The sequence below is a fragment of the Oceanobacillus longus genome, from assembly GCF_042650085.1.
GTDB classification, from domain to species: domain Bacteria; phylum Bacillota; class Bacilli; order Bacillales; family Amphibacillaceae; genus Oceanobacillus; species Oceanobacillus longus.
In genome coordinates, this window is sequence record NZ_JBHSAO010000001.1 from 546596 (window position 1) to 559340 (window position 12745).

The following is a 12745-nucleotide window of genomic DNA, read 5'->3' on the forward strand; positions in this document are numbered from 1 at the left end:
ATGTCTAACTTTAGTATAAATTAAATTGTTTAAAAAATCTACTTTATAATTTATACTACATGAATTTTATTATTCATCCCCATTTTTAGTAAGAGTTAACATCTATACTTTTGCTGTGTCGGCATAAGCTAAAGACAAGTAAAAATATCGTTTGATATACAGTTTCTAGAGCTGGGTATCAGGCGTTCATATAGATGAAGGAGGGGAGCATTTCAACAAGAAGATTTTCTCCCCTTCAAAATATCTCTTGCCATTCGCGGCATTCCCCTTTACCATTATACGTATACATAGTTGGAGTGAAAAAGAATGTCTTATATTGAAGTAATGAATAATATCAAAAAGAACCAAATTGATTCAGTATACCTTGCGTACGGTTCTGAATCCTTTTTTCTGCAGAATATTAAAAAAGAATTAATGAAACGAGTACTATCGGGAGACGAAGATAATCTCTCTATTTACGATCTAGAGGAAACACCTATTCAAGAAGTTGTTGCAGATGCAGAGACATACCCATTCTTTGGCGACAAGAAACTAATAATCGCCAACAATCCAGGCTTTTTAAAAGCGAAACCGGACAAGCTGCCTTTTGAACATGATACTGCATCCTTAGAAAGATATCTTGAAGCACCTGCAGAATATTCTGTATTCGTATTTATTGCTACTTATGACAAAATCGACGAACGTAAAAAAATAAGTAAACTTCTTAAGAAACAAGCAACCGTTGCAGTATGTAATGCAGTTAAAGAGCAGGAATTAAAAAAATGGATGGACACACTGGCAGGGCAACTTCGAATAAAAATTGATCCTGACGTATATGAGATATTGGAAGCTGAATTATCGTCCAACCTTCACTTATTGGAGAATGAATTGACGAAACTTGCGCTATATGTTGGGGAAAATGGTGTTATAACAAAAGTAATAGCAGAAAAGCTTATATCCCATTCTTCAAACAGTTCATCGTTAAGGCTGGTGGATGCTGTGATCGATCGTGACTTACACAAAGCTATTTCTATTTATAAAGATTTGGAAAAGATGAAAGAGGAACCGATTGCTATGATAGGCTTGCTCGCGTTTCAATTTCGCACCATATTACGAGTGAAACTGCTCAAACAAAAAGGATATAGTCAGTTTCAGATGCAGAAGAGCATCGGAGGACATCCATATGTTATTAAAATAGCACTAGGCCGCGAAAAAAAATTCACTGTTCGAAAACTTGAGGATATTATCAGTAAACTCACGGATGCTGACAGTGTAATGAAACAGGGAAGAATGGAAAAGGAACTTGCGTTTGAACTCCTGCTCTATGATCTGATTCAAGCTTCATAAAAAGCCATAAAAAAACGATCCAGTTAAATTGGATCGTTTTTTTTATTATAGAGAACTTACTTTTTTAGCAAGACGGGATTTTTGACGATCGCCTGCATTTTTGTGGATCAAACCTTTTTGAACTGCTTTGTCGATATGCTTTGTTGTCGTTTGTAAGGCAACTTTAGCATTATCAACGTCATTAGCTTCAACTAGGGTCTCAACACGTTTGATTTCTGAACGCATTTCAGATTTCTGAGCAGTGTTAGCAACACGTTTCTTTTCGTTTACACCAACACGTTTGATTGCTGATTTAATATTAGCCATGTATTTCACCTCCTAGTAATGAACGTTATTTAAATAGTTAATAATGTTCAATTATCCTCTTAAAGTTATCTGTTATTTTTAATTCAACTTTCAGGTGGGACAAAGTGTATTTTACCAAAGGTAGCAGATATTTTCAATAGAATTGTTATCCATTTGATCATTTAGTATGTTTTTGGGTAAATTGTCAATTCTATTATTGATAACCAAATGAAGGGAAGACATGCATATGGAAGACTTAAATAAAGTATTTCAGGTTCGAACAGACTTAGCTGTGGAAGCACGAGATATGTATACAGAAACAAAAAAAGAGAAGAAAAAAAGTGAAATAAAAGGAGTAACTTTCAAGGAAAGAAATGAAGATGACATAAAGATTTCTTATGTTGATATTGATGAAGAAGGCGCAGAAGCAATAGGGAAAAAGCCTGGGTCTTACGTGACAATCTATGCCGATGGCGTGAAAAAACAGGATACATCCAGACAAGAAGCCGCTGCCAAGGTACTTGCCAAAGAGCTCGAAGATTTAATAGCGCGTAATAATATTCCTGCAGGCGGGACAGGTTTAATTGTTGGACTTGGCAACTGGAATGTTACTCCAGATGCACTGGGACCAATGACAATTGAAAAAGTTCTTGTTACTAGTCACTTATTTAAATTACAGCAGGAAACCGTTGCTGATGGATATCGTCAGGTTGCTGCAGTAACCCCAGGCGTAATGGGTGTCACAGGTATAGAAACAAGTGATATTATTTTCGGAATAGCTGAAAAATATAAGCCTGATTTTGTAATCGCAATAGACGCACTTGCATCTAGATCTATTGAACGAATCAATGAAACGATACAACTTTCAGATACCGGTATTCACCCTGGTTCCGGTGTTGGCAATAAGCGTAAAGAAATCAGTAAGGAAACTTTGGGGGTTCCTGTTTTGGCAATTGGTGTACCTACTGTTGTGGATGCAGTAACGATCGCAAGTGATTCGATTGACTTTATTTTGAAGCATTTTGGAAGGGAATGGAAGGAGAAAGATAAACCATCCAAATCATTAACTCCAGCTGGAATGTCTTTTGGAAATAAAAAGCTTACCGAATCAGATCTTCCGGATAAAGAAAAAAGGGAAACCTTTCTTGGTATTGTTGGATCGCTATCAGAAGAAGAAAAGAGGAAACTGATTTCAGAAGTTCTGACACCAATTGGACACAATTTGATGGTTACACCAAAAGAAGTGGATGGATTCATGATTGATATGGCAAATCTTATCGCTAATGGAGTAAATGCTGCATTGCATGAAAAGATAAACGTGAATAATTTTGCTTCCTATTCCAGGTAACTGTATTTAACTCTATTAAAGGCTCTATTTTTTTACCATACATGGTTCTAGTTTCTCTGCTCGGCTCATAGATTTTAAACAAGAGTTGACCGCAGAAAGGTGGGATCATGTATTTTTATGAATAAAAAACACCTAAAAAGCAACGTACAGTTTTTATCACGAAGAGGCGGATTATATTTATTCAGTATTGTACTTTTGTTTTTATTTATTGGATTACTTACAACCGTCCAGCCGGCTTATCGCTTTTCATCCAATTTAATAACGGAATGGACTAGAGATATTGATGGATTTGTATTCTACAATCTTTTAGGAATGGAAAATAGATCCTTTAATGGAGCTTTTCCTGATGATCGTCAATTACCGGAAATCTCTGGTGTTCTGTTCCAAATCGCGACAAACTTAAAACCGAATGATCCTAGAAGCTTATTAGGAAATGAACTCCCGGGTTTTTCAATATATGATAGCCAGATTCTTATAGCTGGTGAAGGAACAAACTATACGAACCTTCCTATAGAATCGAACCCACCACTCGAGGAAGTGTTAAAAGATCGTGAAGCAATTATGGATGAAGAAATGGAAGAACCAATAGAAGATACACAAGAAGATATTCAACAAACGACAGGTGAGCGGGATGTTGTATTTATCTACAATACACATAATCGTGAATCATTTCTTCCATATTTACCGGATACATCAGATCCTGATTTAGCACATCATTCGGAAATGAACATTACAAAGGTAAGTGAAAGACTCGCAGAATCCTTAGAGCGAAAAGGTATTGGTACTTATGTGGACGATACGGATATTGGGAAATTACTGAATGATAAAGGATGGGATTACGGGAAATCGTATAATGCTTCAAGAGATATCGTGGAAGAAGCTTTTGCAGCGAATAAGGATATTCAATTTGTGTTTGACCTCCATCGGGATTCTATTCCTAAAGATAAAACGACAAAAGTAATCGATGGGAAATCCTTTGCAAAAGTAATGTTTGTCGTCGGTGCTGAGCATGCCGGTCATGAGAAGAATCTAAAGCTTGCTTCGGATCTTCATTATTTAATTGAAGAAAAATACCCAGGATTAAGCAGAGGTGTGCTGCCTAAACAGGGTGCACGAACAAATGGGATATTCAATCAGGATCTCTCTGAAAATTCCTTACTGATTGAATTTGGTGGAGTCGATAATACCATGGAAGAACTTTATCGTTCTGCGGATGCACTTGCAGAAATTTTCAGCGAATATTATTGGGACGCAGAAGCTGTACAAGCAAATCCATAGGAGGTATTTTAATTGATGCGATTATTTGTTGTTCTACTGTTGTTGGCTGTATTTTTTTTATCAGGAACCGTATTTGGAATGAATCAAGATTCACCCTCGGTGCTGGAAATGAATGAAGAAACTAATATACAGGAAGATCCGGTCCCGGTTGCAGAAAAAGAAATTGTATCGGTCAGCAGCCAACCGGGATTGAATGAGACTTCATCGATTCAAAACACACAAAAAACGGCATCTGTATTGGAAGCCGGAGTAAAAGGTTTCTTTGAGATTTTAATGGCACTAATGTATCAAATTGCTCAACTATTTTTTTAAAGACATGCTTTGAACTGTCATGGTGAACTGTAAATAAAGGCTGTGATAATATTTATTGATTGAATATAACTGCTGCTATTGCTATAATCAATCCTAGTAATTGACGCCTTAAATTTTGAAACTTTCATCTGATTGTTGGATGAAAGACTGTGGGAGTGAACAGCAGCAATGGTGAAAAAACAACGTAAAGTACGTAATTTTTCGATTATAGCGCATATTGATCACGGAAAATCAACATTAGCTGATCGAATTTTAGAAAATACAAAAACAGTTACAAAGAGAGAAATGAAGGAACAGCTTCTTGATGGAATGGATCTTGAACGGGAACGAGGAATTACAATTAAATTGAATGCTGTTCAACTGGCATATACAAGTAATAGTGGTGAAGAGTTTATCTTTCATTTAATTGATACTCCCGGTCACGTAGATTTTACATATGAAGTTTCCAGAAGTCTTGCCGCATGTGAAGGTGCAATATTAGTAGTGGATGCTGCGCAGGGAATCGAAGCACAGACCTTGGCGAATGTATATTTAGCCATGGAAAACGAGCTGGAAATCATACCGGTTATTAATAAAATCGATTTGCCGAGTGCTGATCCGGAGCGAGTGAAAAAAGAGCTAGAAGATGTTCTCGGAATTGATGGAGAAGATGCTATTTTAGCTTCAGCCAAAGCGAATATTGGTATCGAAGAAATCTTGGAGAGAATCACAGAGGTCGTGCCAGAGCCTGCCGGCAATTCGGAAGCTCCATTGAAAGCTCTTATATTCGATTCTTTATATGATTCCTATCGCGGTGTAATTGCATATATTTGTGTGAAAGAAGGCTCCGTAAAAGTCGGGGATAAAATAAAAATGATGGCTACCGGAAAAGAATTTGAAGTTAATGATGTCGGGGTATTCACACCAAAACCTTTTTCAAAAGGGGAATTGACCGTCGGGGACGTTGGCTATCTTACCGCATCTATGAAAAATGTTGGTGATTCTCGTGTTGGTGATACGGTCACCCTTGCAAATAGACAGGCAAATGAAGCACTGCCAGGATATCGTAAATTAAATCCGATGGTGTTCTGTGGGTTATATCCGATAGATGCCGATGACTATAATGACTTACGAGAAGCATTAGAACGACTTGAATTAAACGATTCTTCGCTTCAATACGAGCCTGAAACTTCCCAGGCATTGGGATTTGGTTTCCGATGTGGTTTTCTAGGATTATTGCATATGGAGATTATCCAGGAAAGAGTTGAGCGTGAATTCAATATTGGCTTAATCACAACTGCACCAAGCGTAATCTTTGAAGTGGAACAAACAAACGGTGAAGTAATTAATGTGGATAATCCTTCCAAAATGCCTGATCCGCAAGTTGTGCAAGAAATACGTGAACCTTTTGTTGAAGCTACCATTATGGTACCAAATGATTATGTTGGTGCAGTTATGGAAATCTCTCAAAAAAAACGCGGTCACTTCGTGGATATGCAATATCTTGATGATATTCGCGTAAACGTTATTTATCATATACCATTGTCTGAGATCGTTTATGATTTCTTTGATCAATTGAAATCACAGACAAAAGGGTATGCTTCATTTGATTATGAACTAATCGGATACCAGCCATCCAAACTGGTCAAAATGGATATTCTTTTAAATACGGAAACAATCGATGCATTATCATTTATTGTCCATACAGATTTTGCCTATAATCGAGGAAAACAGATTGTCGATAAATTGAAAAAGCTTATTCCAAGACAACAATTTGAGGTACCGATTCAAGCTGCAATCGGGAATAAGATTGTTGCCAGGTCTACTATTAAAGCAGTGCGGAAAGATGTTACAGCTAAACTATATGGTGGTGACATTACACGAAAACGTAAATTACTTGAAAAACAAAAAGAAGGTAAGAAACGGATGAAGATGGTTGGGTCTGTGGAAGTGCCACAGGAAGCATTTATGGCCGTATTGGAAATGAGTGACGATTAATCTTGAGAAAAAGGGAAAACTTGAATGCATCTACTTTGCTGGATAGTTTTTCCTTTTTGTATTTTACATAGGAGTTGAAACTGGATGAACGATATACAATCGGCATATATTCACATACCTTTTTGCAGACAGATTTGTCATTACTGTGATTTTGTAAAATTCTTCTATAATGAGCAGTCAGCAACTGCGTATTTAGAGGCGCTTATTCAAGAAATAAATGTATCATTGCCGGGTACGAATCATAAAATGAAAACTATTTACATCGGCGGGGGTACACCTACAGCTTTAAATATGGAACAGCTAAAATCATTGCTTCGTTTCCTGAATAAAAAATTTGATATTACAGGCTGCGATGAATTTTCCATAGAGGTCAATCCAGGAGACATCGATGAAGAAAAAACACGTCTATTAAAAGACTATGGAATTAACCGCATATCATTCGGAGTACAGGTGATGGATGATGTAATGCTGGAGAAACTAGGTAGAGTTCATCGGGTAAAAGATGTTTATGATACGGTACATCTTTTGAAAAAACATCATTTTTCAAACATAAGCCTTGATTTAATTTATGCGCTGCCACATCAGTCCGTGGAGCAATTTAGAACGTCATTACAGGACGCGTTATCATTTGGACTCCCCCATTACTCCACCTATGCTTTGCAAATTGAACCGAAAACCGTTTTTTATCAAAAGCATAAAAAAGGAGAGCTACATAGGCCTGCTGAAGAAGATGAAGTGGCCATGTACGAAATACTGCAATCCACGATGAAATCAAGGGGTATTAAACAATATGAAATTAGTAATTTTGCTGTGCCTGGTTATGAGAGTAAGCATAATCTAACCTATTGGAGCAATAATTATTACTATGGTTTTGGAGCAGGTGCTCATGGTTATTTACCGGGGGAGCGAATTACAAATATTCGCCCACTTCCAGCTTATGTAAAACAGGCGCTTGAAAACGGGCGACCAGTACTACATATAGATGAAATCTCAACGAAGGAAAGAATAGAAGAGGAAATGTTTCTTGGTCTCCGGAAAATAAAAGGAATTGACAAAGTTCATTTCCAAAATAGATTTGGTTTTAAAGTAAAAGAGTTATTTGAGAAAGAGATTGATGAATTGATTCAAACTGGGCTTCTAAAGGAGAATGAAACTACAATTAAGCTAACAGACCGGGGATTACTTCTCGGAAATAGAGTGTTTGAAAAGTTTCTACTGGACAAAAACTACAAACAACTGGTGAAAACAGCGAAGCCCTGAGACATTCTGTTTGACAAAGAAATACGGATTTGATAATTTAATTATAGTATTAGCACTCAATTAGTTAGAGTGCTAACAGGAGTGATCATCATGTTAACAGAAAGGCAACTTATAATTTTACAAGTCATAATTGATGATTTCGTTGATTCTGCACATCCTATCGGTTCACGGGCGCTATCCAAAAAAGAAAATCTCCCGTATAGTGCTGCCACAATAAGAAACGAAATGGCAGACTTGGAAGAATTGGGTTTCCTGGAAAAAACCCATACTTCTTCTGGTAGAGTCCCGTCCGAAAAAGGGTATCGTTATTATGTTGACCATTTAATTGGACCTAGTACAAACCAGAATGAAATAAGTATGATCAAAGATATTGTTCAAGATGGCTTTTTTGAGTTCGAACAAATCGTGCAAATGTCTGCCGAAGTATTATCAGAACTTACTAATTATACATCGATTATCCTGGGTCCTGAGATGTTTGAAACAACATTGAAGCAAATCCAGATTCTCCCGCTCTCCAATCACACAGCGGTAGCCATTCTGGTGACCAATACAGGACATGTAGAACATCGTTCCTTTACTATTCCGGAAAAAATTAATACTTCTGATTTGGAAAAAATGGTTAATATAATGAACGATAGGCTTAATGGAGTACCAATTATTAAACTGCAGGATGTATTGAATACAGAAATTCCTCATCTTATGAAAATGTATATCGATGACTTTGATAAATCTTTTGACTACTTAAAGGCATTTTTTGTAAATGATAATCCAGTAAAATTATACATTGGAGGAAAATCCAATATACTAATGCAGCCTGAATTTAACGATGTTGATAAAATCCGTTCCTTCTTTACAATGATGGAGAAAGAAGACGAAATAGCCAGTATGCTGAAAAACAGCAAAAATGGTATTGAGGTTACAATTGGTAATGAAAATGAAGTGGACGCCATCAAGGATTTAAGTTTAATTACCACTTCATATCATCTAGGTGGAGGCCACATGGGCACAATCGCCTTGCTTGGTCCTACTAGAATGGAATACAGAAAGGTTATTTCATTAATAAAAGGTTTATCTACTGAAATGACGGATGCACTGTATATGTGGTACAGAAATAACGACTAACAGGTGCGGATGTCCGCTTATTACGTAACAGCTAAGCATTGTAGTATCTTTAAAAACCTTTTCATGATATAGTCTTACATGGAATTTTGATAATGGAGGTGCACCTAGTGGAAGAAAAAGAAAAAGATTCAATTGTTGAAGAGAATCTTCATACAGAAGAAGTAGAAGTGATTGATTCGACTGAAAACGAAACAGAAGATACTGGACAAAGTGATACAGTTGAGGTGAATACAGAAATCCAAGCATTAATAGAAGAAAAAAATGAAGTTTATAATCGATTAATTAGGCTTCAGGCTGAGTTTGATAATTTTAAAAAACGCTCGCAGAAAGAGAAAGAAGCTGACCGTAAATATAAATCACAGGAATTGATCAATGACCTGCTACCTGCTATCGATAATTTTGATAGAGCATTACAGGTAGAGGTAACAGAAGCTAACTCAAGCCTATTTGAAGGTATTACAATGGTATACAACCAACTCCAGGATGCATTAAAATCTCAAGGTGTTGAGGTTGTAGAAACCGTTGGAAAACCATTCGATCCTAATTTGCACCATGCTGTAATGCAAATTGAAGATAACGAAAAGGAATCGAATACGGTGGTAGAAGAACTTCAAAAAGGGTATATGCTTAAGGATAGAGTGATTCGTCCAGCTATGGTAAAAGTAAATAAATAATTGGAACAGAAGTTGAAGGAGGAAATTGAATTATGAGCAAAATTATTGGTATTGACTTAGGAACAACGAATTCATGTGTGGCAGTAATGGAAGGTGGGGAAGCTGTAGTTATCCCAAACCCAGAAGGTAACCGTACAACACCATCTGTTGTGGCATTTAAAAATGGCGAAAGACAAGTTGGGGAAGTAGGAAAGCGCCAGGCAATCACAAACCCTAACACAATTCAATCCATTAAACGTCATATGGGAACAGACTACAAAGTTAAAATTGATGACAAGGAATTCACACCACAGGAAATTTCTGCAATTATTCTTCAATATATCAAATCATACGCAGAAGATTATATTGGTGAAAAGGTTGAAAAAGCTGTCATCACAGTACCTGCTTATTTTAATGATGCAGAACGTCAGGCAACAAAAGATGCTGGGAAAATTGCGGGACTTGAAGTAGAACGTATCATTAATGAACCTACTGCAGCAGCATTATCATATGGTATTGAAAAAGACGATCAAGATCAAACAATTCTTGTATATGATCTTGGCGGCGGTACATTCGATGTATCGATTCTTGATATTGGTGATGGTACGTTTGAAGTTGTATCTACTGCTGGTGATAACCGTCTTGGTGGCGATGACTTTGATGATGTAATCATTAATCATATGGTTCAGGAATTCAAGAAAGAAAATGGAATTGATCTTTCCAAAGACAAAATGGCAACACAGCGTTTGAAAGATGCAGCTGAGAAAGCGAAAAAAGATCTTTCAGGTGTTTCCCAAACACAAATTTCTCTTCCATTTATCACTGCTGGAGAAGCGGGACCATTGCACTTGGAATTGAATATGACTCGTGCTAAATTTGATGAACTATCTTCTGATTTGGTGGAACGTACTATGGTTCCAACTCGTAAAGCTTTATCAGATGCTGGATTATCAAAAAGCGATATTAACAAAGTAATCCTTGTTGGAGGATCAACACGTATCCCTGCAGTTCAGGAAGCTATAAAAAAAGAACTTGGTCAGGAACCATCCAAAGGTGTTAACCCTGATGAAGTAGTAGCGCTAGGGGCTGCAATTCAAGGTGGCGTATTACAAGGGGATGTAAAAGATGTTGTATTACTCGATGTAACACCACTTTCTCTAGGAATTGAAACAATGGGTTCTGTATCTACAAAACTAATAGAACGTAACACAACTATCCCAACTAGTCATTCACAAGTATTCTCAACTGCAGCAGATAATCAAACAGCAGTAGATATCCATGTGCTGCAAGGTGAACGTGAAATGGCTGCAGATAATAAAACACTTGGTCGTTTCCAATTGACAGATATTCCGCCAGCACCAAGAGGCGTTCCACAAATTGAAGTATCATTTGATATTGATGCTAATGGTATTGTAAATGTACGAGCTAAAGACCTTGGAACAAATAAGGAACAATCCATCACTATCAAATCTTCTTCAGGACTATCTGATGAAGAAGTAGAAAAAATGGTTCAAGATGCAGAAGAAAATGCTGATGCAGACAAAAAACGCCGTGAAGAAGTTGAATTACGCAATGAAGCAGACCAACTAATCTTCACAACTGATAAAACTCTTAAAGATCTTGGGGATAAAGTTTCCGAAGAGGATAAACAAAAAGCTGAAGCAGGAAAAGAAGAATTAAAGGCTGCTTTGGAAGCCAATGATATCGATCAAATGAAGGAAAAGAAAGATGCTTTGCAGGAACAAGTACAGCAACTGTCTGTTAAATTGTATGAGCAAATGCAACAAGATGCAGAAGCTGGCGAAGGTCAGGAAGAAAACGGTAGCGCTGAAGACGTAGTGGATGCAGACTACTCTGAAGTTGATGACGACAAAGATAAGAAATAATTGAAATAAAATAAATGCTATACCCCAAAAGTCAAAGTCAGGATTCTCTTGACTTTGACTTTTTTACGGTAACGATCATTAGTTGCTATTGATGAATAATTGATGATATGATAAAACCTATGTTATAGCGTATCGGGAGAGTGATGGAACTTGAGTAAACAAGATTATTATGATGTCCTTGGTGTGGATAAAGGTGCATCGAAAGAAGAGATAAAAAAGTCATATAGGAAATTAGCGAGAAAATATCATCCGGATGTAAATAAAGAAGCGGATGCAGAAGATAAATTTAAGGAAGCAAAAGAAGCATATGAAGTATTAAGTGATGAGCAAAAACGTGCACAATATGATCAATTTGGCCATGCTGGGGCCGGGGGTCAAGGTTTCGGTGGATTTGGTGGAGGTGCACAGGACTTCGGAGGTTTCGGCGATATATTCGATATGTTTTTTGGTGGCGGTGGACGTTCTAGAGATCCGAACGCACCAAAGCAAGGGGCAGATTTACAATACACCATGGTCCTTGATTTTGAGGAGGCAATATTCGGGAAAGAAACCGATATTAATATCCCGAGAGAAGAATCGTGTGATACGTGTAGTGGGTCTGGTGCAAAACCCGGAACGAGTGCGGAAACATGTTCCCATTGTAGCGGTTCTGGACAGCTAAACCAGGAGCAAAACACACCATTTGGCCGTGTTGTAAACCGAAGAGTCTGTCATCATTGTAATGGTTCAGGTAAAATCATCCCTGAGAAATGTAATACATGTGGTGGTGCCGGAAAAGTTAAAAGGAATAAACAAATCCATATTAATATTCCAGCAGGTATAGACGAAGGACAACAAATCAGAGTTACTGGAAAAGGGGAACCTGGTAGAAATGGTGGTCCCGCTGGAGATTTATTTGTTCTCATTCAAATTCGCCAGCATGATTTCTTTGTACGTGAAGGGGATCACATTTTCTGTGAATTACCGCTAACGATTTCACAAGCTGCTCTTGGAGATGAAGTTGAAGTTCCTACCGTTCATGGGAAGGTAAAACTTAAAATTCCTGCAGGGACACAGACAGGTAAAACATTCCGGATAAGAGGAAAAGGCGTGCCAAATGTTCGTGGTCGTGGCCAGGGTGATCAGCATATTAAAGTGAAAGTAATGACACCAACACAATTAACAGATCGACAAAAAGAACTCTTGCGAGAATTTAATGAAATTGGCGGAAATGATTCCACTGATGAGCAAGATGGAAATATTTTTCAGAAGTTCAAAAAGGCGTTCAAAGGGGAATAAGGATATTGTGTATGCAATAT

Annotated in this window: 11 protein-coding genes; 10 read left to right on the top strand and 1 reads right to left on the bottom strand. The window is 37.3% G+C overall.

Going from position 1 to position 12745, the window contains the following annotated elements:
- Positions 1 to 306 precede the first annotated feature (306 nt).
- Entirely contained in the window at positions 307 to 1326 is a 1020-nt protein-coding gene (gene holA / locus ACFOUV_RS02755) for a DNA polymerase III subunit delta (RefSeq protein ID WP_379495234.1), read from the top strand.
- Positions 1327 to 1371: 45 nt separating this feature from the next.
- Here the strand turns inward: holA and rpsT are convergent, their stop codons facing one another.
- Positions 1372 to 1632 carry a 30S ribosomal protein S20 gene (rpsT, locus tag ACFOUV_RS02760; protein WP_379495235.1) on the bottom strand — a complete coding sequence of 87 codons (261 nt, stop codon included), beginning with the start codon at positions 1630 to 1632 and terminating at the stop codon, positions 1372 to 1374.
- Positions 1633 to 1858: 226 nt separating this feature from the next.
- Between rpsT and gpr the strand changes: the two genes are divergently transcribed.
- The 9 genes from gpr to dnaJ all read left to right on the top strand — a co-directional run bounded on the left by gpr (position 1859) and on the right by dnaJ (position 12725).
- Positions 1859 to 2959: a GPR endopeptidase gene (gene gpr, locus ACFOUV_RS02765; RefSeq protein ID WP_379495236.1), complete on the top strand. Its 1101-nt coding sequence runs from the start codon at positions 1859 to 1861 to the stop codon at positions 2957 to 2959.
- Between the two features lie 117 nt (positions 2960 to 3076).
- Positions 3077 to 4237, top strand: a complete 1161-nt coding sequence (gene spoIIP, locus ACFOUV_RS02770) for a stage II sporulation protein P (protein ID WP_379495237.1) — start codon at positions 3077 to 3079, stop codon at positions 4235 to 4237.
- A gap of 12 nt (positions 4238 to 4249) precedes the next feature.
- Entirely contained in the window at positions 4250 to 4549 is a 300-nt protein-coding gene (locus tag ACFOUV_RS02775) for a hypothetical protein (protein WP_379495238.1), read from the top strand.
- A gap of 168 nt (positions 4550 to 4717) precedes the next feature.
- A complete protein-coding gene (gene lepA, locus ACFOUV_RS02780; RefSeq protein ID WP_379495239.1) occupies positions 4718 to 6526 on the top strand; it encodes a translation elongation factor 4 in 1809 nt (602 codons plus the stop codon).
- Between the two features lie 84 nt (positions 6527 to 6610).
- Entirely contained in the window at positions 6611 to 7786 is a 1176-nt protein-coding gene (gene hemW, locus ACFOUV_RS02785) for a radical SAM family heme chaperone HemW (protein ID WP_379495240.1), read from the top strand.
- A gap of 90 nt (positions 7787 to 7876) precedes the next feature.
- A complete protein-coding gene (hrcA, locus tag ACFOUV_RS02790) occupies positions 7877 to 8908 on the top strand; it encodes a heat-inducible transcriptional repressor HrcA (protein ID WP_379495241.1) in 1032 nt (343 codons plus the stop codon).
- A 107-nt stretch (positions 8909 to 9015) separates the two neighbouring features.
- Positions 9016 to 9582, top strand: a complete 567-nt coding sequence (grpE, locus tag ACFOUV_RS02795) for a nucleotide exchange factor GrpE (protein WP_379495242.1) — start codon at positions 9016 to 9018, stop codon at positions 9580 to 9582.
- A 32-nt stretch (positions 9583 to 9614) separates the two neighbouring features.
- Positions 9615 to 11447: a molecular chaperone DnaK gene (dnaK, locus tag ACFOUV_RS02800; protein ID WP_379495243.1), complete on the top strand. Its 1833-nt coding sequence runs from the start codon at positions 9615 to 9617 to the stop codon at positions 11445 to 11447.
- Between the two features lie 150 nt (positions 11448 to 11597).
- Positions 11598 to 12725 (top strand): molecular chaperone DnaJ, encoded by a 1128-nt coding sequence (gene dnaJ / locus ACFOUV_RS02805; protein WP_379495244.1) that lies wholly within the window; start codon positions 11598 to 11600, stop codon positions 12723 to 12725.
- The last annotated feature ends 20 nt before the right edge of the window (positions 12726 to 12745 follow it).